Genomic DNA, 22,003 nt, shown 5'->3' on the forward strand with positions numbered 1-22,003 from the left:
CTGTCGCTGGGGCGGAAGGATCGTTCATGTGGATTTGGATCGTGTCGGGCGCGGCTGTCGCGGCCCTGCTGGTGTTGCTGCTTATCCGGCCTGTACGCCGCACCTTGCTGTCTCGCCCGGTGATGAGCGTGTTTCGTCGCATTATGCCGCGTATGAGCGCGACCGAGCAGGCGGCGATCGAGTCCGGCAACGTCTGGTGGGACGCCGAGTTGTTCTCGGGACGGCCGGACTGGAAGCGTCTGCTGGCGACGCCTGCGCCACGCCTTACGGATGAAGAGCAGACCTTTCTCGACGTAGAGACCGAACGGCTGTGCGACCTGTCCAACGACTGGGACAGCACCGCCGTCTGGCAGGATCTGTCGCCTGAGGCGTGGGCCTATGCGCGGGACAAGGGGTTCTTGGGCATGATCATCCCAAGGGCCTACGGCGGTCTGGGCTTTTCGGCCTACGCCCACAGCCAGGTGATTCAGAAGCTGTCGACGCGCTGTTCGGCGGCGGCGGTGTCGGTGATGGTGCCGAACTCTCTCGGACCGGCCGAACTGCTGCTGCACTACGGCACGGAAGAGCAGAAGAACCACTATCTGCCGCGACTGGCGCGCGGGGAAGAGATTCCTTGCTTTGCCCTGACTAACCCCTTTGCGGGTTCAGACGCCGCTTCGATCACCGACACCGGCGTGGTCTGCAAGGCCATGTGGAAGGGGCGAGAGACGTTGGGCTTCCGCATCACCTGGCGCAAGCGCTACATCACCCTGGCGCCCATCGCGACGGTGATCGGCCTGGCCTTCCGTGCGGTTGATCCCGACGGCCTGCTGGATCAGGGCGATGAACCGGGGATCACCTGCGTCCTGATCCCGCGCGAGCATCCGGGCGTGCGGATCGGGCGGCGCCATTGGCCCCTGAACGCTGTCTTCCAGAACGGTCCGATCGAGGGCGATGATGTCTTCGTGCCGATGGAGATGGTTATCGGCGGGCGTGAGCAGGTCGGCGCCGGCTGGCGGATGCTGATGGAGTGTCTGGCGGCGGGTCGGGCCATCTCCCTGCCGTCCTCGAACGTGGGGATGTCCAAGCTGGCCGTGGGCATGGTCGGCGCCTATGTCGCCATCCGTCGCCAGTTCAACCAGCCGATCGGCGCCTTTGAGGGCGTGCAGGAGGCCCTGGCTCGGATGGCGGGGCATCTTTACGCTACGGACTCCGTGCGGCGGTTGGCGGCGGCGGCGCTGGATCAGGGCGAGAAGCCTTCGGTCGTCTCGGCCATCGCCAAATATCATGTGACCGAACGCGCTCGCATTATCGTCAATGACGGCATGGACGTGATCGGAGGCAAGGGCGTCTGCATGGGCCCTGGCAACTTCCTGGCCCGCGCCTATCAGCAGATTCCGGTCGCCATCACAGTCGAGGGCGCCAACATCATGACGCGCACCTTGATCATCTACGGCCAAGGCGCGATCCGTTGCCATCCCTATGTCCTGCCGATGATGCGGACAGCCGAGGTGCAGGACTTGAAGGCGTTTGATCGCGCCCTGTTCGGCTATGTCGGCTTCGTGCTGGGCAATATGGCGCGGGCGGTCGGGTTCAGCCTGACCGGCGGCGCGCTGATCACGGCGCCGCGCGACGCCGCACCTGAATTGCGTCGTTATTACAGACAGGCGACGCGGCTTTCGACCCTGCTGGCGTTGGCCTCGGACGTCTCGATGGCGACGGTCGGCGGCACCTTGAAGCGCAAGGGCGCTCTGACGGGGCGACTGGGCGATATGCTGTCCCAGCTTTTCATCCTGTCGGCGGCGCTGAAGCGTTTTGAGGACGAGGGGCGTCCGGCCGAAGACCTGCCTTTCATTCATTGGGCGGTGCAGGACGCATTGAACCGTGCGACGACGGCCTGGCGTGACCTGCTGGCCAATCACCCGAGCCGGGGCGCGGCCCTGTTCCTGAAACTGGCGGGGGCGCCGTTCGGCCTGAAGTCGCCGACGCCCAGCGACAAGTGCGCCGCCGAGGTCGCGGGTTTGATCCAGCGCCATGGCCCTGCGCGAGATCGGCTGGTGGCTGGATCGTGGAGCGCCAGCCTGGAGGTCGATCCCATCGCCGCCGTCCTCGTGGCCTTCGACCTGTATCCGCAGGTGGAGGCTGTCGAAGCGCGGCTGAAATCGGCGATCAGGACCGGGCGCTTGTCTCGCGCGCCGCAGGATCTCACACGACTGGCGGACTGGGCGCGAGAGGCCGAGATGCAAGGCTTGATCGACGCCGATGAAAGCGTGCTGATCGCGCGCTATGCCGAGGTGGCGATCCAGGCGATCATGGTCGACGACTTTCCGCAGGACTTCGGCCTGGCGGAGGGGCTGGCCGGTCGTGAGGCGGCGTCGGATCGTCCCGGGACGACGGGCAAGGGGCGGCAGGCCGCCTGATGTCGGATCGTTATCTGGACTTCGCCAACAGCGGTATGGGCGGCTGGTTGACCGGTGCTCTGGGTTTGCCGCGCCCCTTGCCGTTGCGCCGCAGGGCTGAGGCCGGAGCGTCGCCTGTCGGCCCCCTGCTGCTGGGCGGCGGCGGGCGGTTGTCATCGCTTCTGCATCGACTGGCGGGCCAGTGGGGCGTCGATCTTCATACGACGCCTGATGAAGGCGCGCGCTATGGCGGGTTGATCTTCGACGCCTCCGACATCGACCAGACGTCCGGCGCCGCGGACCTCTATCGCTTCTTTCATGAGGCGGTGCGCCGCCTTGGACCTTGCGGTCGCATGGTGGTGATCGGCCGACCGCCCGAAAGCATGACGGACGCCGAGGGGGAGGCGGTTCAGCGGGGAGTGGAGGGCTTTGTCCGCTCCCTGGCCAAGGAGGCGCGCGAGGGCGGGACGGCGCAACTTCTGCGGATCGCGTCGGACGCGGAAGAGGCCGCGGCGTCCAGCTTGGGCTTCTTCCTGTCGCCGCGCTCGGCCTATGTTTCGGGCCAGGTGATTACGATCGGCGCGGCGGCGTCTACGTCGATTTCCGCTGACCGGAGGCGAGTCCTGATCACCGGCGCGTCGCGCGGGATCGGTGCGGCCATGGCGCGGCTGTTCGCAGCCGAAGGCTGTGCAGTGACCGCGCTTGACGCGCCTGGCGCGCAGGCTGACTTGCATGCTTTAGCCGCCCAGATCGGGGCCGAGGCGTTAAGCGTCGACATTACTGCGGCCGATGCGGCGGAACGTCTGGTTGAGGCGGCGCGGGTGGCGGACGGCTATGATGCGGTGATCCACAACGCAGGGATTACGCGTGATCGCACGCTGGCCAGAATGTCGGCGCCCGAGTGGGATAGCGTCATGGCCGTCAACCTGGGTGCGCCGCTAACTCTGACACGCGCCTTATTGGGCGCTCGGCTGATTCGACCTAACGGGCGGATCTTAGCGGTGTCCTCGCTCAGCGGCATCGCGGGGAACAAGGGCCAGTCCAACTACGCCCTGTCCAAGGCGGCGTGGATCGGCGCGGTGCGGCGGCTGGCGGCCGAGGCGGGCGACGCGATCACCGTCAACGCCATTGCACCAGGCTTTATCGAGACTCGCATGACCGCCGCCATCCCCTTCGCCATTCGTGAAGCGGGACGACGGATGAACAGTATGGGGCAGGGCGGCCAGCCGATCGACGTGGCCGAGACCGCCTTGTGGCTGGCGGAGGCGGACAACGGCGGCGTGAACGGCGCAGTGGTGCGCGTCTGCGGTCAGAGCCTGCTTGGGGCCTGACGGATGCGGAGGGCGAAAAGATGAGGGGAGCAGAGGCGGCCGCCCCGGTCTCCATGCTGCAATTGGCGGGCGGCGCGATACGGGGCGTGTTGCGTGGTGAAACGGGGGGCTGCGACCTACCGAAGGCGGAACTAGCGGCGCAGCCGCTGCGTCTGGATGCCGATGCGATCGGAGCCTACGGACGGCTGTGCGGTTTCGTGACCGCTCAGGGCGTGCCCCTGACCTGGCCGCACATCCTGGCCTTTCCGATGCATTTGCGTCTGATGATGCGCTCGGACTTTCCGTTTCCCTTGGCGGGTTTGGTGCACCTGCATAACCGCATTCGCCAATATGCGAGGCTGAGGCCGGGCGAGGCGTTGAGTCCGCATGTCCGCTTCGGTCGCCTGATGTCGCATGAGCGCGGGCAGGCGTTCAGCATCCTGACCACGATGGGGCGGGACGGCGTGGTCGTCTGGGAGGCCGAGAGCCTTTATTTGAAGCGCGGCGGCGCTGGGTGCGGCGCTGCGGCGCCGGAGATGGAAGCGGCGGCCAAAATGACGCAGCATCAGTCTTGGTCGCTTCCTGGCGATCTGGGGCGTCGATATGCGCGGGTGTCCGGGGACGCCAACCCTATTCATACCTCTGCCCTTGGGGCGCGGCTGTTCGGCTTTCCGCGCGCCATCGCCCATGGCATGTGGACCCAGGCGCGGGCGCTGGCCGCCCTGACGCCGCCCGATGGGCTGGAGGCGGCCGAGATCGAGGTTTCCTTCCGCACTCCGCTGCTGCTGCCCGGCGCGGCGGCGTTGTTCACGGCGCCGAACCATCGCGATTTCGAGGTGCGCGATCCGACGGGCGAGCGCCTTCATATGCGAGGACGCCTGAGCGCCCTGGCCCCATTGGAGATCATCGTCTGATGCTGACCCTGTCCTCGCCACGCCGTGTCGCCATCATCGGCGCCAATCGTATTCCCTTCGCCCGGTCAAACACCGCCTACGCCGAGGCGTCGAACCAGGACATGTTGACAGCAGCCCTGCAGGGCCTGATCGACCGCTATGACCTTCATGGCCTGCGGCTGGGCGAGGTGGCGGCGGGCGCTGTGCTTAAGCTCTCGCGGGACATCGCTCTGACGCGCGAAAGCGTGCTGGGGACGACGCTGGGCCACGACACGCCCGCCTATGACGTGCAGCAGGCCTGCGGCACCGGCCTGGAGGCGGCCATACTGGTCGCCAACAAGATCGCCCTGGGCCAGATCGAGGTCGGGATTGCGGGCGGAGTGGACACCACTTCGGATGCGCCGATCGCTCTGAATGAAGGTTTCCGCCGCGCCTTGTTGGCCGCCAACCGTGAGAAAACGATGTTGGGCCGGTTGGGGGCCCTGTCGCGAGCGGGATTGACTGCGCCCTTCCGGCCTGAGCCGCCGCGCAACGCCGAGTCGCGCACGGGCCTGTCGATGGGCGAGCATTGCGAGCTGATGGCCAAGCACTGGGCCATCCCGCGCGAGGAGCAGGACGCCCTGGCGATCCGCAGCCATCGCAATATGTCGGCGGCCTATGAGGCGGGGCTGTTCGACGAGATGGTCTCTCCCTTCAACGGGTTGAAGCGCGACAACAATCTGCGGCCTGATATTGACCCGGCCAAGGTCACGGCGATGAAGCCGGTCTTTGATCGTGAGAACGGCACGCTGACGGCCGCCAATTCCACCCCGCTGACGGACGGCGCCTCGACAGTGCTGTTGGCCAGCGAGGAATGGGCGAAGGCGCGGGGACTGCCGATCCTGGCCTGGATAAGGGCAGGCGAGACGGCGGCCGTGGATTTCGTCAGCGGCGAGGAAGGCCTGCTGATGGCGCCTGCCTACGCCGTGCCGCGAATGCTGGCTAAGCTGGAACTGACGCTTCAGGATTTCGACTTCTATGAAATCCACGAGGCCTTCGCCGCCCAGGTGCTCTGCACCCTCAAGGCTTGGGAAAGCGACGACTATGCGCGCACCCGGCTGGGACTAGATCGGGCGCCGGGCCCCATCGACCGGGAGCGGTTGAACATCCACGGCTCGTCCCTGGCGGCGGGGCATCCGTTCGCGGCGACGGGCGGGCGTATCCTGGGCAATCTGGCGCACATGCTGAACCGGGCGGGCAAGGGGCGCGGCCTAATTTCAATCTGCGCAGCCGGGGGGCAGGGCGTCGTCGCCGTGATCGAGAAATGAGCGTGGCGCTGGATGTGACGCAGACCGACGCCGATCGCCTGTGGGCTGAGCGATTCTGGACGCGCGCCTATCGACCCGACGTGCCGGCGACGATCGACGACGAATTGGCGCAGTGGTCCTCGGTCGGCGAATTGTTCGCGGCGGACGCCCGAAAATATGCGGACCGCGTCGGCTTCGTCAGCATGGGTTCGGGCGTGACCTATGGGCGGACGCTTTCGGAAGCGCGAGCTTTTGCGGCTTGGTTGCAGGCCAAGGGCGTGCGGCCCGGCGACCGGGTGGCGTTGATGATGCCGAATTGCCTGCAGTATCCGGTGGCGCTGTTCGGCGTGCTGTTCGCCGGGGCGGTGGTGGTCAACGTCAACCCGCTCTACACGCCGCGCGAGTTGCAGCATCAGCTCAAGGACAGCGGCGCGGTCGCCATCGTCGTGATGGAAATGTTCGCCGCCACTCTTGAACAGGCGATCGTGGGGACGGACATCCGCCATGTCGTCGTCACGGCCATGGGCGACATGATGGGGCCGGTGAAGGGGACGGCGATCACCGCCCTGCTGCGCCATGTCGAAAAGCTGGTGCCTAAGTGGTGCGTCCCGCAGGCTGAACGCTGGCCCGCCGTGATGCGTCGGGCGCGGCGACTGTCGCTGAAGCCGGTCAAGACGAAGGCGGAAGACCTCGCCTTCCTGCAATATACGGGGGGTACGTCTGGCGTGGCCAAAGGAGCCATGCTGACCCATCGGAACATCATCGCCAATGTTCTGCAGGGGCGCGCCTGGATCATGGCCCAGATCCCTGAGGATCAGGTGGTGGGCAATGTCACCATGCTGCCGCTCTATCATATCTTCTCCCTGACGGCGAACCTGCTGATGTTCGTGGGCGTGGGCGGACGCAACATCCTGATCGCTAATCCGCGCGATGCGAAGCGGGTAGAGTGGGTGCTGAGGAAGGAGCGGTTCGCGGCCTTTACCGGCCTCAACACCCTGTTCGCCGGGTTGCTCAAGAATGAGGCCTTCCGTGATCGCGACTTCTCGGATCTGCGCCTGACCGTGGCCGGGGGCATGGCGACCCAGGCGTCGGTGGCCGAGGCTTGGCAGAGCGTGACCGGCGCGCCGCTGATCGAAGGCTATGGCCTGACCGAAACCTCGCCGGTGGTCTGCATCGGCTATGTGGATATCGAGCGGCCGGAGACGATGGGCTTCGACGGCACGGTCGGGCTTCCTGTGCCTTCTACCGAGGTGCGGATGCGTCGTGACGACGGAAGTTGGTGCGGGATCGACGAGCCGGGCGAACTATACGTGCGCGGCCCCCAGGTCATGCGCGGCTATTGGAACCGACCGGAGGAGACGGCCAAGGTTCTGACGCTTGATGGCTGGCTGGCGACAGGCGACGTGGGCGTTATGCAGGCGGACGGCCGGGTGCGGCTAGTCGACCGGATCAAAGACATGATCCTGGTGTCCGGCTTCAACGTCTATCCGAACGAGGTCGAGGATGTGGTGGCGGCCCACCCCCTGGTGGACGAGGTAGCCGCTGTCGGCGTTCCTGATCCGGTTCAGGGCGAGCGGATCAAGGTCGTCATCGTGCCGCGCTCGCCCGAACTGACGGAGGCGATGATCGTCGCCCACTGCCGCGAGCGGCTGACGGCCTATAAAGTCCCTCGCATCATCATCTTCCGCGACGAGCCTTTGCCCAAGACCAATGTCGGCAAGGTGCTGCGCCGTGAACTGCGGGATTAGGCGGGTTCGGTCTTCCCGCGCGTGATCAGGAAGCCGAAGGCCGCCGCCAGCGGGAACATCAGTACGCCATAAACGGCGCCGGGCAGCGTCATCTCAGAACTGTTCAGCACGGATTGGGCGATGACGATGGCCAGGGTGGCGTTATGCAGCCCGACTTCGAAGGCGCTGGCGACGGCTTGCGGGCGCTCGATCCTGAGCAGGCGCGGCACGCCGTAGCCGACGCCCAGGCTGAGGAGGCAGAAGGCCACGGTGATGCCCGCTAGGTTGCCGATCTGGCTCATCAACACATCGAAGCTGGAGGCGGCGGCGCCGACGATGACCAGCACTAGGATCAGAATGGAGGCGATGCGCACCGGCTTGTCCATGGCGGCCGCGAAGGCGGGCCGCCATCCGCGCACCAGCATCCCCAGCGCCACCGGAGCCAGCACGATCATGAAGACCTCGATCGTCTTCCTGAACTGCAGGCCGACATGCAGGTCGCCCGGCTGAAAGAAGGCGATCGCCAGATTGACCACGACCGGCAAGGTCACCACGGCGATGACCGAGTTGATGGCCGTCAGGCTGATGTTCAGCGCCACATCACCCCGGAACAAATGGCTGTAGAGATTGGCCGTCGTCCCGCCGGGGGAGGCGGCCAGCAGCATCATGCCGACCGCCAGGACGGGCGGCAGGCGGAACAGCAGCACCAGCCCGAAGCAAATGACCGGAAGCAACAGCAACTGGCAGGCCAGGGCCACGCCGGCTGCCTTGGGCCTCTGGGCCACGCGGGCGAAGTCTGCGGGCGTCAGTCCGAGGCTCAGGCCGAACATGATGATGCCCAGCGCGACGGGCAGGCCGATGGTGGCCATTGCGGAATCCATGCGTCGTTTCTCCCCGTGCGCCAGATGGCGGCGCGATTGTCCCTCTTAGGCCTGGCCCGCCAGCGCGCGCCCCGCCGCCCGTCCCGAGAATATGCAGCCGCCCAGGAAGGTGCCCTCCAGCGCATTGTAACCATGCAATCCGCCGCCGCCGAAGCCCGCAGCTTCGCCTGCGGCGTAGAGTCCTTCCAGCGGCGTTCCGTCCGGCGTTAGCACGCGGCTGGAGAGATCCGTCTGCAGTCCGCCCAGAGACTTGCGCGTCAGGATGTGCAGCTTGACCCCGATCAGCGGCCCGGCCGTCGGGTCCAGCACCCTGTGCGGCATCGAGGTGCGCGCCCAGCGGTCGCCGCGATAGCGCCGGCTGTTGTGAATGCCCTGAACTTGCGCATCCTTGGCGTAGGGATTGGCCGTCTGGGCGTCGCGGTCCTCGATCTGGGCGCGGATCAGGGCGGCGTCCAGCAGCGGTCTGTCGGTCAGGCCGTTCATCTTCCCGACTAATGCCTCCAGATCGTCGGCGACCACGAAGTCGGCGCCCTTGTCGCGGAAGGCGACGACTTCTCGAGGCGCGGCTTTGCCCAGGCGCGAACGCAAGACGCCCAGCAGGTTGCGGTTGGTGATGTCCTGGTTCTGCTCCGAGCCCGACAGGGCGAACTCCTTGGCCAGCATGGTCTCGGTGACGATGAACCAGGAGTGGTCATGCTCAGCCAGATCAGGAGTGGTCCGCAGATATTTCAGCGTGGCGATGGTGTCGTAGCCGGGCAGGGCCGGGAAGGGCAGGCGCCGCCCCAGGGCGTCGAACCACAGAGGCGACGGTCCCGGCAGGATGCGGATCGCATGGTCGGGCCAGATCGGCGCCCAGTTCCGCACACCCTCCACATAGTGCCACATGCGGTCCCGGTTCACGAGTCGCGCGCCAGCCCTGGCCGCGATGTCCAGCATCCGCCCATCCACATGGGCGGGCACGCCGGTGATCATGCGTGCCGGCGGCGCGCCCAGCCGCTCGGGCCAATAGCGCCGGACCATCTCATGGTTGCCGCCGATGCCGCCGGTCGCCAGGATCACGGCGTCGGCTTTCAGGGTGAAGTCGCCGATGACCTGACGATTGGAGGGGGCGCCTCGCGCCGCGTCGTCGGGCGCCAGAGTCACGCCGGACACCCCCTTCACGCGTCCGGCCTCGACCAGCAAATGATCGACGCGATGGCGATGATAGAAGACCAGTCGACCAGACTTGGCCGCCTCTCGCGCACGACAGGCGAACGGTTCGGATACGCCGGTTCCCGTGCCCCAGGCGACATGGAAGCGCGGAACGGAATTGCCGTGACCGAGCGCCTTGCCCGCGCCGCGTTCGGCCCAGCCGACCATGGGCGTCAGTTTGATGTCGTGTCGACTGAGCCAGTTGCGTTTTTCTCCGGCTGCGAATTCCACGTATGCGCGGCCCCATTGCACAGCCCACTCATCTTCAGCCAAGGGGGCGCCCAGGCGATCCCAGCCGGCGCTGCCTTGCCAGTCGCGCCACGCCAGGTCGAAGCTGTCACGCACGCCCAGCCGCCGTTGCTCGGGCGAGTTCACCAGGAACAGGCCGCCGAAGGACCAGAATGCCTGACCGCCTAGGTTGGCGGCATTCTCTTGATCAACCAGGGCGACGTACTTGCCCGAGCGGGTCAACTCGTGTGCGGCGACCAGCCCTGCCAATCCTCCGCCGACTATAACGATGTCCGTGTTCATCGGCCTGCACCCCAAAAATAATACGCTCTCATCATTACTAACAATAATGTTAGCGAAAGGAAAATAGTTTGAACAATGTGATACCTGGGTCTGCGCTGCATTGCGCAAGATAAGCGACGCAGCTGCAAAAGCTTCCGCTACGTCATCGAACAATGATGTAAGTAGTGTATTGACAGATCAGTGAATAGATGGATCGTGTGGCCTTAGTCCTGCGGTCGCACCGTCCAACCGTGAGATGATAAATCGGGACGGGGGAAACGTGTCGGCGCGCCTGGGGAAGGGCGCTCGATGTCTGGGGAGATAAGTTTCATGGCTTCAGCGGCCTGTAATCGCGCGCGTCTGGCTGTCACCGCGTCTGCCGTTGTTCTTGCTGTAGCGGCCGGCCCCGCTCTGGCTCAGGACGTCGCGCCGTCACAGGAAGCAACCACCGTCGGCGACATCATTGTTACGGCCCAGAAGCGTGAACAATCGATTCAGGACGTGCCGATCGCCGTGACGGCGCTGTCGGCGGAAAACCTTGACGCCATGAAGATCGAGGGCGGGTCGGAATTGATGCGGGCGATCCCGAACGTCAGTTTCTCCAAGGCCAACTTCTCCATGTACAACTTCTCGATCCGCGGGGTCGGGACTAAGGCGATTTCGGCCAGTAGCGACCCGGCCGTGGCGGTCAGTTTCAACAACACGCCGTTGATCCGAAACCGTCTGTTCGAGCAGGAGTATCTGGATGTGAACCGCGTCGAGGTGCTGCGCGGGCCACAAGGTACGCTGTATGGTCGCAACGCTACCGGCGGCGTGGTCAACATGATCCCAAACCTGCCGGGCTTTGACTTCGAGGGTTTCGTCAAGGGCGAGGCGGGCAACTATGACACCCGGCGCATGTCGGCCATGGTCAATGTACCGATCACCGACACCTTCGCCGTTCGTCTAGCCGGATCGGCGACCAAGCGCGACGGGTTCGACTACAACAGCTTCAACGACACCCAGGTGAACGACCGCGACATGTGGTCGACGCGCTTTTCAACCCTTTGGGAACCGACGGACCGCTTCCGCACCAGCTTTATCTGGGAGCATTTCGAGGAAGACGATCAGCGTTCCCGCACGGGCAAGCAGTTGTGTACGCGGGATCCGGGGCCGACGCGCGTGGGTGCGGTCAATATTACTTCCGACCTGATCCGGAACCGTCTGAGCCAGGGATGTCTGCCCGGCTCGCTCTATGATGACGCGGCCTATGGCGCGCCGAACGGCGGCGCGTTCGCCCATATTTTTCTCGCCGCCACGTCATTTGGCTATGATGCTTCGAGAAGGCTGGTGGTGGGCGTGCCGCTTGGAACGGACCCTTATGCAGGTTTGACCCAGTCACGGAACTTGCGAGAAGTAGCGACCAGTTATGACCCAATCTTTCGGGTCAAGAACGATGTTTCGCAATTTAATGTAGAGTATGACTTCAGCGATAAACTGAAGCTGATATCTCAAACCGCGTACTCGAAGGATGGTTACTATTCAACTCAAGACTATAATAGATTTGTTTCAAATCCTATATTCAACAGCACTGACAATCTTTTTGATGTTAATGGGCAGCCTATAGTTAACTCTCCTTTGCCTGGTGGTTACTATACAGATCCACAACTAGGTACATCCAATAGGATGATTTCTGCAGACTTGAGTAAGTCTGACAATCGTCAATGGACTCAAGAGCTAAGACTTCAATCAAATCTTGATGGAAGATTTAATTTTAATATCGGTGCTAATTATTTGGATTTTAAATCTAATGATGATTACTACGTTTTTAATAACGTTTTTACTTTCTTGGCTGAATATTATTACAATAATGTTGTAGGTGCTCCTGTAAATCAGGGGCGTGTTACGCAGCCTTGTACGCCTCAAACTCCAAAAGAATGTGTCTATGTCGATCCGACGCCTATCAGTCAGTTGGCTGGCGACGGGCACAACTACTTCCGTAGCAAGAATGTTGTTCATACACGTTCCTGGGCGGTCTTCGGCGAGGGGTATTGGGATCTGACGTCTGACCTGCGGCTGACGGCGGGGTTGCGTTACACCGATGATCGCAAGATCAGCACGCCCTATCCGAGCCAACTCCTTCTGGGTGCGGATCGCGGCAATCCGGGACCGTCGTCGGGCGGTTATGTCAGCCGTGGCTATCCGGCGCTGCCGGACGTCAAGCAGCAGTGGGGCGCCCTGACCGGGCGACTGGTGCTGGACTGGAAGCCGGTGACGCCCTTTACGGACGACACCCTGATCTACGCCTCCTACGCTCGGGGCTATAAGGGCGGCGGCGCTAACCCGCCTCGCGTCGACATCAATCCGTCGGTCATCCAGTATCAGCCGTTGGCCGAGTTGTTTGAGCCGGAATACGTCAACGCTTTTGAGATCGGAACGAAGAACTCCTTCCATGATGGAAAAGTGCGGTTGAATCTGACCGCCTTCTATTACGACTACACCGACTATCAGGTGTCGCAGATCGTCGATCGTATCTCGCTGAACGAGAACTTTGATGCGCGCATGATGGGATTGGAGCTGGAAACGGTGTTCCAGCCGACGCCTAACCTGCGCTTGGATGCGAACATCGGCTATCTGGACACCAAGATCGGCGATGGTGAAGGTTCCATCGACGTTATGAATCGAACCCAGGGCAATCCTGACTGGATGGTGTTGCGGCCCTGGCTGCAGGTGCCGTCGAACTGCATCGCGCCGACCAAGCATGTCGAAAAAATCTTAGGTACGGCGTTTCCAGAGATTACGAAGACGCTCGCGCTTCAGGCGCTGTGCGGCGGTTCGCTTCGCACGGGGACGTTTGATCCCAACTACACCTCCAGCGTTCCCTTCTGGCGTCTGTTCGGCATCACCTACGATCCATTCAAGGATGCGCCGAACGGGGGGCGTGGTTTTGAGGCGGATCTCAGCGGCAATGAGCTGCCCAATGCGCCGAACATCACCGCCAACATCGGCGCCCAGTACACATTCTTCCTTGGAGATTGGGATCTGACGCTGCGCGGCGATTACTACTATCAGGGAAGCAGTTATTCTCGCGTCTATAATACGCAATATGATCGCCTGAAGGCATGGGATAATGTTAATGTCAACGTTACGCTGGAAAATATGTCGAGCGGCTTGGTTTTCCAAGCGTACGTCAAGAATCTGTTTGACGACGCGCCAATCACGGATGCCTTCACGAATAGTGATGATACTGGTTTGACGACGAATGTTTTCACGCTTGATCCTAGATTGATAGCTGTAAGCGTAAGTAAGAGATTCTAAGTTTAAATCCTACGCCGCCATCTTTAATAAGGTGGCGGCGCTTGTTGTTGTGATTTATAGAATTTAAAGTGAATAATATAAAATTAATCATATTTATAATTTGACTTACATCTGTTTCAATTGTCTTGTGTCTTCGTCACCATTAACTGGTGAAATATTTGGGAGGAGATGACATGTTTAAAGCTGCTTCTATTGCTTCAGCCGCCGTTCTGGCCATCGCGGGCTTCGCCGCTCCGGCCATGGCGCAATCGATCAGTCCAGCCGGTACGTCTTTTGTCTTGTCAGGCGCCTTGACCCTTGAGCAGTCGACGACCATCAACTGTAACGTGTCGCTGAACGGGACTGTGGCTGCTGACGGTAGTTCGGCCACTATCACCGGCGGCAGCTTCAGCCCAGGCGACTGGCAGTGCGGCCTGCTGGTCTCGCCGTCGGGCTTCCCCTGGACGATCACGCCCAACGGAGGTGGTTCGATCACCATCACCAACATCGGCGCCAGCTCGATCCTGGGCAGCTGCAATGGCGTCATCACGACGAACTGGAACAATGGAACCAGTAGCGTGTATTTCCCTACTTCCACTATTCCTGGTTCGCCGAACCCGTGCAAAATCACGGGCACGCTGACGAGCTCGCCGGGCCTGACAATTTCCTGATCATGCCTGATGGTGCGGTCGTCTTTTCCATGACTGCATCGTTTCCGACGCCGGGGGTTCGCAAGAGCTCCCGGCGTTTCTTTTGTTTAGACGCTGATAGTTCAGCAACAACGTATCTATCTGAACCCGACGCCTGATATGAATTAGCCTTCAGGCGAGGTGCTGCGTACGACGGAGTATTGAATGCTGTTGTGGCTGCCCTTGGTCAGTCTAGCCGTCGTGGGGCAGACGGAGGTCGCGCAGACGGAGCAGGGCCGCGCCACCGTAGCGAGAGCTGCAGCCGATCAAGCCGCGCGCCAAACTCTAGAAGAACCGGTCAGGGTCGATGACGTGGAAGTTCGCGGTCGCCGCGGCGCAGCCTTGGTCCCGCCCGTGGTCGAGCTGGACGGCGTAGAGATCGACGCCTTGGGCGCTTGGGACATCAGCGAGGTTCTGCAGCGGCTGGGTCAAGCATATGGCGTCGGCGAAGCGCCTATGGTTGTCATCAACGGCAAGCGCGTCGCCAATCCCGGCGCCTTCACCGGTTTCCCACCGGACGCCCTTATTCGGGCCGAGGTGCTGCCTGCCGAGGCGGGGGCCCTTTATGGAGGCGCGCCGGGGCAAAGGGTGGTGAACCTGGTCTTGCAGCGGCAGTTTCGAAGCCATGACGGTCAGGTATCCGGACAGCGGCCGACACAGAGCGGAATGTCGTCGCTGGCAATTGATCTGCGCCGCTCGTCGATTAATGGCGAACGGACCTTGCAGATGGGCGCGCGCGTTTTGCGCGACACCGCTCTGCGGGCCGATGAACGCGATCGAGGGGAAGGCGAGAGGCTTGCGGGTGACGCGGTCACCCTGCGCCCCGGCGTCGATCTGGCTGCGGTGAACCTGACTGCGACGCGTCCGCTCGGCGAATGGTCGTCTGTGGTCAGTTTGAACGGTCAGGCTAGGGAAAGCTCGTCGCGCGTTCGCTTCGGCGACGAGATCGTTGCGAGTCTGAGGCGAAATAACAGCCTGGGCGGAGCTTTCGGACTCAGCGGCGAGGCGAAGGGGTGGCGGGTCCAGGTGAATGCGACTGGCCAGGCGTCGCGAGCGCGCGAGAGCGGCTTTGGCGATACACGTGGTGAAAACCGCATGATGGGCCTGAGCGGATCCGTCGGGCGGACGTTGATGGAACTGCCCGCCGGTCCCCTGGTCGCCAATTTCAACGGCAATTTCATGGATAGTCGCTCGACGGTCGAGCGCGAACAGGGCCGCGCAACAAGCCGCTTTCAGACTCGGGAGGCGAGGGGCTCTTTGGCCGTTCCGCTGGCCAAGGCGGGCGCGCGTGAAGGCGTGTTGCGGGGCTTAGGCGATCTGCTGGCGACGGTAGGCGGCGGCGTTCGGGACACGGGCGCAGGATCCGGCGATGAGATGAGCGCGGCCTTGACCTGGGTTCCGCGTCAGAAGGTGCGCCTTAATGGCCTCTGGTCCGCTGCGAACGACGGCATTTCGAACAATCTGAGGTCCGAGCCCCTGTATCATGACACGCCGCGAGTAGTGTTCGACTTCCGCAACGGCCAAGCGGTGGAGATCGTACCGATCATGGGAGGAAACCCCGACTTGCGACAGCCGCGCTCGGAGCGTCTTTCGCTGACGACGTCGCTTGGACCGTTCACGCGGTGGAGTCTATCCGCCAACCTGGGCTATCAACGCGACAGGACGACGAACGGGGTCGGCTCCCTGCCAGACCTGACAGAGGATGTCGAAGCGGCCTTTCCAGAGCGATTCCGTCGAGATCTGGATGGGCGGCTGATCTCTGTTGATTATCGCCCGCTTAACTTCGGCGCCAACCTGACGGAAGGCCTGACCAGCAGTTTGAACTTCAATCTGCCGCGCCCCTCTGGGGCTGTTGGCGACGAAGCGACGATTCTGCGGGTGTCGCTGAGTCATAGCTATCGTTTGCGCAACACGTTGTCGCTGGCGAACGGACTCCCTGAGCTGAATCGACTGAAGGGAGACGGGGGCGGAGTGTCGAGGCAGGACGCGCGTTTGCTGATCGATGCACGACGCGGGCGTTGGGCGCTAAACGCTTCAGCGCGATGGCAAGACGGTTATCGCACGCGACGGTTGAGTGGCGCCGATGGGCCGACGGACTTGCTGTTGAAGCCATTCGCATCAATGGATTTGAAGCTGAGTTTTCAGATGCCCTCTACTCGCGCGACATCCGCCGTTGATGCTGAAGCGATGCGCCGAAGGGCTGGGGGCCTACAAGTGAGCCTGGAGGTTTCAAATCTGTTCGATGAAAGGCCTCAAGCACGCCTAGGGGATGGTGCGCCAGCGCCTGGCTATGGCCGGGATCTACAAGACCCCATCGGTCGCGCAGTGCGGTTGACGTTGCAGCGGCGCTTCTGAACACCTTCAGCGCATTCGCCGCAACACCGTTATCAACGACGAAAAACCGAATCGCCCAAGCTGGGCACTATCTGCCGCTTTCCGACGAAGTTTTTATGGGGGAAGGATTTCAATCCCCCGAGTGGCTCCGCTTCGCGGAAGCTTTTCGAACTATCTGCCTTCTGCCAAATCGAGAAGTAGGGGCTTTGTTTGAGATGGTACGATTCTTCTATGAGGAACGACGGGAGGCTCCTGATCTCTCATCAACTTGAATCGTGTTCCTCATGCGGGACCGTGTTTGCCGAGGAGGACGCACCGACATTTCTCGCCGGGCAGGATCATCGGCCAATACCAACAAGGACAGCGCCCTCCCGCACCCACAACCTCCCTGGTTATACCGATCTAGGCAACAAAAACCCTGCAAGAGCAGTGTCTTGCAGGGTTTTTGCGTTTCTGTGTCCGCGCAGTGTCTTTGGGCCATTTTCAATCGGTCAGGGGAGCAGCGGGGCGCCGTCCCGAAGGAAGGCGCGCCTTTGCCGGTCCAGTACGGCCACGCCGCGTCCGGAGGGATCATGTGGACGTCGTCCTTCATCCCTTGATGAAAGCCAGGATGTCCGCGTTCACCACGTCGGCGTTCACCGTCAGCATGCCGTGCGAGAAGCCGGGATGGATGATCAGCTTGCTGTTCTGCAGCAGCTTGTCCTGCATGAGGGCGCCGGTCTTGTAAGGGACGACCTGATCGTCGTCGCCCGCCAACACCAGCGTGGGTACGGTGATCGCCTTCAGGTCCTCGGTCTGGTCGGTTTCCGAGAAGGCCTTGATGCCTTCATAGTGCGCCTTGGCGCTGCCCATCATGCCCTGACGCCACCAGTTGTCGATCACGCCTTGCGAGATTTCGGCGCCGGGGCGGTTGTAGCCGTAGAAGGGGCCGGCGGGCACGTCGATGAAGAACTGCGCCCGGTTGGCGGCCAGAGCGGCGCGGAAGCTGTCGAAGACCTCGATCGGCGTGCCGTTGGGATTGTTTTCGGCCTTGACCATCAGCGGCGGCACCGCGCTGACCAGCACGGCCTTCGCGACGCGGCCCTGAGGCTGGCCGAACCGGGCGACGTAGCGCGCCACCTGTCCGCCGCCGGTCGAGTGACCGATGTGGATGGCGTTCTTGAGATCCAGATGCTCGGCGACCGCCGAGGCGTCCGCGGCGTAGTGATCCATGTCATGGCCGTCGCCGACCTGTTCCGAACGGCCATGCCCGCGCCGGTCATGCGCGACGACGCGATAGCCCTGCTGCAGGAAGAACAGCATCTGGTTGTCCCAGTCGTCCGCCGATAGGGGCCAGCCATGATGGAAGTGCATCGGCTGGGCGTCCTTGGGGCCCCAGTCCTTGTAGAAGATGTCGACGCCGTCGGAGGTGGTCACATAGGGCATGGTCTGTCTCCTTGTCGTTATCGGAACGAACCGGCGGCCGTGATCGGCGTCGGCATGTGGAGGACCAACTGGGCGTCCTTGACGACGTCCAACTGGACCAGGGTTGAAGCGCCCAGCCCGTCGAGCAGTTGCGTCAGCAGTCCCCCTTGTCGCTGCAGCGTGATCCCGGACGGCATGACCTTCTGAGCGAAGGACAGGGTGTTCGACTGCACCGAGATCTGACGCCACTGGCGGATGCTGCCGAACGACTTCCCACCCTGGCAAACAGTCTACTGGTGGTTCCGGCGGTTCGTACGTCGACTGCTGTTTCGCACGATCCACGATGTCGCGCTGATGCTTGACCGCGAGCGCGAGAACCGGGAGCAAAGTCCGACCGCAGCGGTCGTCGACAGCCAGTCAATCAAGGCGCCCGCGGCGGAAAAGCGCGGCTTCGATGCGGGCAAGAAAGTCGTTGGCCGCAAACGGCATATCGCAGTCGACACCGATGGCAGGCTGCTGATGGTGAATCTCACCACCGCAGACATCTCCGACAGCGCCGGTGCCCAGACTATCGTCGCAGCCATCCGAAAGCGTTGGCCCTGGCTCAAGCACCTTTTCGCCGACGGTGCCTATGACCGCACCCGCCTCATGGACGCCGCCGCCTATCGCGACTTCGTCCTAGAGATCGTGCGGCGCACCGATAAAGAGCCCCGCTTCAAGGTCCTCCCCCGGCGATGGGTCGTCGAGCGAACCTTCGGCTGGATGACCCGGTGGAAGCGCCTCGTCCGAGACTACGAACAGCGCCTCGACGTCTCCGAAGCCATGATCCACATCGCCCTCGGAAGCCTCATGCTGCGCAGGATCGTCCATCCTTGAGCATTCTCAAACGGACTCTGAGAATTCTTCTTCGTCGCTCAAGGTGTCGCGCAATGATGCCTTGCAAGTCTCACCGTGCATCTCGAACGTGTAGGATTCGCTCACCTCATCCCAATTCTTCACGGCTGTACGGATGAGCGTCCCACTGATCGTATCATGCTTCTTCTGCGATAACATATCCAGAGAGACTTCGAGAATTGGGCCGACATGCCGCTTTCGATTATGGTCAGCTCGATCTCTGGCCGAATGAGTGTGAAGGCATGGTTCGGGTCTGATGCACCGTTAATGCTCAAAACCGTGAAGTCGGGTTCTCGTCCTGTACCGAGCCGCCAAAACTTATGATTTCAAGCGTTGAAAGGTCTATGTTTGCTCAGGCTCTCGTTGTGATCCCGAAAGGATGTTTCCCAGTGTTTCACTTGTGATCCTGCACCTATCGAGGTCCGCGTCATCATAACGCTCGCCCTCGCCGATTTCGTAGATGTCGAACTCGACACCGGAATTTTGCAATAACGCGACGATGGCTCTCAAGCGCGAAATACCATCATCATAAAACGCGTTGCTGAATAGATCTTCCTGCACGACCGGACGACGACCTGTCACCGCAGCTTTGATGTCGGCAAGGCTATCTCCGGTGAGTTTGTATAGCGAAACCAACAGGGCCGTCGCGATCTCACTGGTGTTCAAGATGATCGCTATGTGAGGAAGGGTGGGGGGCATCCCCTTCCGAGGTCGCCCAGAGGTACCTGGAGAAATGTCGCGAATAGCATCACCGCCAGGGCTGGAGTGATGATAGATTCCCAACTCTCGGTTCCCGGGGCGGCCCAGCCGATCACGGCTGCGCACGCCACGGTCAGGAAATAGATGCCGACCTGCCCGGACTCGAGTCGATCACGAAGGGCTTGTAGCACCATACTTTAAATCCAGTGACAGAAGCGTCCGCCGCTTCTGGTTCCGGCGGCTTGGCTTTGTTGAGGGGAAGCCGCACGCTCTGAACTGGTGGGGGAGGCGGGGGCGGCATTTCAATTATTGGCGAATGATGGGGCGATGGTGGACGAAGATCAAGCGGTGAAGGCGCTTGCCGCCATCTCCAACAAAACGCGCCTGCGCATCGTGCGCTTGTTGATTGTTGCAGGCGCCGAGGGGCTGCGGGCTGGGCTCTATCGCTGACGCGCTCGAGGGCGCGCCTGTGTCGCGCCTGTCCTTTCACCTCGGGCAACTCGAGGCGGCTGGTCTGATCGAGAGCCGTCGGGCCGGGCGCTGGATTATTTACAGCGCGGCTTTCACGCGCTTGTCGGGTCTCTTGGCCTTCCTGATGCGGGATTGCTGTGCTGGCCATTGTGCGGTTTGCGATCGGGCGATTGCACTTTTCGCTCAATGCACTGGGCGCCCTACACGGGCGAGCGGCGGCTGACCGTCTTTACGATATCCGGCCATTTGTCGCGGATGCTCATAATGCTCGTGGGCGTGATACCGTCGAGCGGCCCTCAGATGTTCGGCGGTTTGACGTGGAGAAGGAGCTGCAGAGAAAGGACAAGCTGGGCGCGAAGCGCGTCCTGCCTTGCCGGCGACATATCGAAATCGCCGCCCAAGTCTCGCGCCAGCATGACTCCCCCGATCGTCGCCATGAGCAGCCGAGCGCGAATGTCGGCGTTTTCACCTCCGACCCAGGCTTCGAGCTCTGCGTAGGCGTCAGTCCCGAGTGTAGCGTCGATAATACGACGCGCACGCTCAGAGCCGCTTGAACGGAGCAGGATGTGCGCACCCAGAAGAAGCGGCGTGGCTCCGTCGCCGAAAAGCGCCTCGTCGACGAGTTTTTCGGCGAGGGCGACCCGTTCGCTCCAGCTGTCACGCCAACCGGAATGACAAGCCTTCACGACCTCCGAGAAAAGATCTTCCTTCCCTCCGAAGTAGCGGTTGATCAGGGAAGGATCCACATTCGCCCTGTGGCCTATGGCGCGCACGCGCACCTTGTCGAATCCGTGTTCGGCGAACAGTTCGGCCGCGGACCGAAGCAGCGCCTTTCTCGTGACGTCCGCATCCCTGCAGCGCCCCTCCGCGCGCCCGGGTTGAGAAGGGTTCCGCGCCTTTCTGATCATCGGAGGCGTCTCGCAAGGGCTTAGGGATCGAGTTTGGGGCAGGGCGTGATCATCTGGACAACGCGTTTAGCTTGACGGGCAATTCAAAGCCCCAGGCGAATGGATCTGAAGGTTCGCAGACAAACTCCGAGCGTCCGATGTAATGCGAGGTTCCCTCCACCCTGACCCGTGAGACGATCCCCCGCTCGTCCTCCGAGACTCGCGCCAGGGTCCCGGTGAAGCCCTGGCCGGAGACGCCGCGAATTTCGCAGGATTGGCCTGGCTGCATCTCGCCTCTCGCGGCGCACAGTGCGATGCGCGCCGTTACGCCGCTGCCGGTCGGAGAACGGTCGATTTGCCCCTCGGCGAAAACGCACAGATTGTAGCTCGGCAGCCCGCCGTGATCGCCCAGCGGCGTGTCGTCGGTGAGGATCGTCCCGTAGAGGAAGCCGAGATCGGGTTCTGAAGGATGTCGCACCGGCAGGGTTGCGCGCACTGCATCGGTGATTGCGACGGCTGCCGCCGCCAGTTCGGCCAAGGGCGTGTCCATGAGGGACAGGCCGAGCCTCGATGCGGGAAGCACGGCGTAGAACGCGCCCCCGAAGGCGATGTCGAGTTGAACGGATCCGAACCCGGGCACTTCGACCGCCTGATCCAACTCAGGGCAATAGGCCTCGACGCTTTCAAACGCCACCCGCACCTCTTCGGCGTCTTTCCAGACTTCCACGTCCACCACGCCGCAAGGCGCTTCCAGCTTGAACCTGGCGCGGTCATCCCCGATCCGGACCCGGCCGCTGTCGACCGCCCACCGGCCCAGGGCGAGCGTGGCATGACCGCACATGGTGCTGTAGCCTTCCTGGTGCGTGAACAGCGCGGCGAAATCGGCGTCCGGGTGACAGGCTGAGGTCGGGATGACGCCATACATGTCGGCATGGCCGCGCGGTTCGAGCATCAAGGCGCGCCGAAGGTGGTCATGATTCCGATGCGCGTCGCGTCGCTTTTCGAGAAGGGTCGCTCCGACCAACTCAGGATAGCCCGCTTCCACGATGCGGACAGGTTCTCCGGCCGTGTGCATGTCGAGCGTGCGGAGCGTGACGGCCTCGGTCGGCGCGTTCATATCAATCTTAATCCTTCCTTTACCCTGGTTAGATCGCGGCGGCTCCACGCCTTGAT

General features: G+C 62.5%; 16 protein-coding genes and 1 pseudogene. 10 read left to right on the forward strand and 7 right to left on the reverse strand.

The annotated features are described in order from the left end of the window. Positions 1-26 precede the first annotated feature (26 nt). Genes AC3IPP_RS07415 through AC3IPP_RS07435 form a run of 5 tightly spaced genes read left to right on the forward strand, consistent with a single transcriptional unit; the run spans position 27 to position 7,615 of the window. Positions 27-2,399, forward strand: a complete 2,373-nt coding sequence (locus tag AC3IPP_RS07415) for an acyl-CoA dehydrogenase (RefSeq protein WP_128720151.1) — start codon at positions 27-29, stop codon at positions 2,397-2,399. Further along, a complete protein-coding gene (locus AC3IPP_RS07420; RefSeq protein WP_128720150.1) occupies positions 2,399-3,709 on the forward strand; it encodes a 3-oxoacyl-ACP reductase in 1,311 nt (436 codons plus the stop codon). The genes AC3IPP_RS07415 and AC3IPP_RS07420 overlap by 1 nt, the downstream gene beginning before the upstream one ends. A 20-nt stretch (positions 3,710-3,729) precedes the next feature. Next, the gene (locus AC3IPP_RS07425; RefSeq protein ID WP_223850857.1) at positions 3,730-4,602 is read left to right on the forward strand and encodes a MaoC family dehydratase; all 873 of its coding nucleotides are present in this window, start codon (positions 3,730-3,732) and stop codon (positions 4,600-4,602) included. Continuing rightward, positions 4,602-5,888: an acetyl-CoA C-acetyltransferase gene (locus AC3IPP_RS07430; RefSeq protein ID WP_128720149.1), complete on the forward strand. Its 1,287-nt coding sequence runs from the start codon at positions 4,602-4,604 to the stop codon at positions 5,886-5,888. The genes AC3IPP_RS07425 and AC3IPP_RS07430 overlap by 1 nt, the downstream gene beginning before the upstream one ends. After that, on the forward strand, positions 5,885-7,615 hold the full coding sequence (locus AC3IPP_RS07435) for an AMP-binding protein (RefSeq protein ID WP_128720148.1): 1,731 nt from the start codon (positions 5,885-5,887) through the stop codon (positions 7,613-7,615). Before AC3IPP_RS07430 ends, AC3IPP_RS07435 begins: the two co-directional genes overlap by 4 nt. Here the strand turns inward: AC3IPP_RS07435 and AC3IPP_RS07440 are convergent. Next, complete coding sequence (locus AC3IPP_RS07440; protein ID WP_489150895.1) at positions 7,612-8,475, reverse strand: bile acid:sodium symporter family protein; 864 nt, start codon at positions 8,473-8,475, stop codon at positions 7,612-7,614. The two genes, AC3IPP_RS07435 and AC3IPP_RS07440, sit on opposite strands and share 4 nt — an antisense overlap. 45 nt (positions 8,476-8,520) lie before the next feature. Then, positions 8,521-10,197, reverse strand: a complete 1,677-nt coding sequence (locus tag AC3IPP_RS07445) for an FAD-binding dehydrogenase (RefSeq protein WP_128720146.1) — start codon at positions 10,195-10,197, stop codon at positions 8,521-8,523. Between the two features lie 309 nt (positions 10,198-10,506). On the opposite strand from AC3IPP_RS07445, the gene AC3IPP_RS07450 reads away from it, so the two are divergent. From AC3IPP_RS07450 to AC3IPP_RS07460, 3 genes are all read left to right on the forward strand, one after another. Beyond that, positions 10,507-13,473, forward strand: coding sequence for a TonB-dependent receptor (locus AC3IPP_RS07450; RefSeq protein ID WP_489150896.1), 2,967 nt, complete (start codon positions 10,507-10,509; stop codon positions 13,471-13,473). A gap of 173 nt (positions 13,474-13,646) precedes the next feature. Then, a complete protein-coding gene (locus AC3IPP_RS07455) occupies positions 13,647-14,123 on the forward strand; it encodes a hypothetical protein (RefSeq protein WP_003165228.1) in 477 nt (158 codons plus the stop codon). Positions 14,124-14,306: 183 nt separating this feature from the next. Then, the gene (locus AC3IPP_RS07460; protein WP_489150897.1) at positions 14,307-16,496 is read left to right on the forward strand and encodes a TonB-dependent receptor; all 2,190 of its coding nucleotides are present in this window, start codon (positions 14,307-14,309) and stop codon (positions 16,494-16,496) included. Positions 16,497-17,063: 567 nt separating this feature from the next. Here the strand turns inward: AC3IPP_RS07460 and AC3IPP_RS07465 are convergent. Next, positions 17,064-17,900 carry an alpha/beta fold hydrolase gene (locus AC3IPP_RS07465; protein WP_003165226.1) on the reverse strand — a complete coding sequence of 279 codons (837 nt, stop codon included), beginning with the start codon at positions 17,898-17,900 and terminating at the stop codon, positions 17,064-17,066. 17 nt (positions 17,901-17,917) lie between these two features. Further along, positions 17,918-18,112 carry a hypothetical protein gene (locus AC3IPP_RS07470; protein ID WP_003165225.1) on the reverse strand — a complete coding sequence of 65 codons (195 nt, stop codon included), beginning with the start codon at positions 18,110-18,112 and terminating at the stop codon, positions 17,918-17,920. A gap of 16 nt (positions 18,113-18,128) precedes the next feature. Here AC3IPP_RS07470 and AC3IPP_RS07475 point away from each other — a divergent pair. Continuing rightward, positions 18,129-18,755 (forward strand): annotated as a pseudogene (locus AC3IPP_RS07475) (IS5 family transposase); the annotation flags it as partial. A gap of 360 nt (positions 18,756-19,115) precedes the next feature. Here the strand turns inward: AC3IPP_RS07475 and AC3IPP_RS07480 are convergent. Next, positions 19,116-19,439: a hypothetical protein gene (locus AC3IPP_RS07480; protein WP_143255400.1), complete on the reverse strand. Its 324-nt coding sequence runs from the start codon at positions 19,437-19,439 to the stop codon at positions 19,116-19,118. A 360-nt stretch (positions 19,440-19,799) separates the two neighbouring features. Here AC3IPP_RS07480 and AC3IPP_RS07485 point away from each other — a divergent pair, with 360 nt between their 5' ends. After that, positions 19,800-19,922: a hypothetical protein gene (locus AC3IPP_RS07485; RefSeq protein ID WP_003165222.1), complete on the forward strand. Its 123-nt coding sequence runs from the start codon at positions 19,800-19,802 to the stop codon at positions 19,920-19,922. 317 nt (positions 19,923-20,239) lie between these two features. Here AC3IPP_RS07485 and AC3IPP_RS07490 read toward each other — a convergent pair whose 3' ends face one another. Both AC3IPP_RS07490 and AC3IPP_RS07495 read right to left on the reverse strand, forming a co-directional pair. Beyond that, the gene (locus tag AC3IPP_RS07490) at positions 20,240-20,851 is read right to left on the reverse strand and encodes a TetR/AcrR family transcriptional regulator (protein ID WP_040345568.1); all 612 of its coding nucleotides are present in this window, start codon (positions 20,849-20,851) and stop codon (positions 20,240-20,242) included. A gap of 49 nt (positions 20,852-20,900) precedes the next feature. Then, positions 20,901-21,947, reverse strand: a complete 1,047-nt coding sequence (locus AC3IPP_RS07495; RefSeq protein WP_003165218.1) for a proline racemase family protein — start codon at positions 21,945-21,947, stop codon at positions 20,901-20,903. Between the last annotated feature and the right edge of the window lie 56 nt (positions 21,948-22,003).

The sequence above is a fragment of the Brevundimonas sp. KH_060 genome, assembly GCF_057838275.1.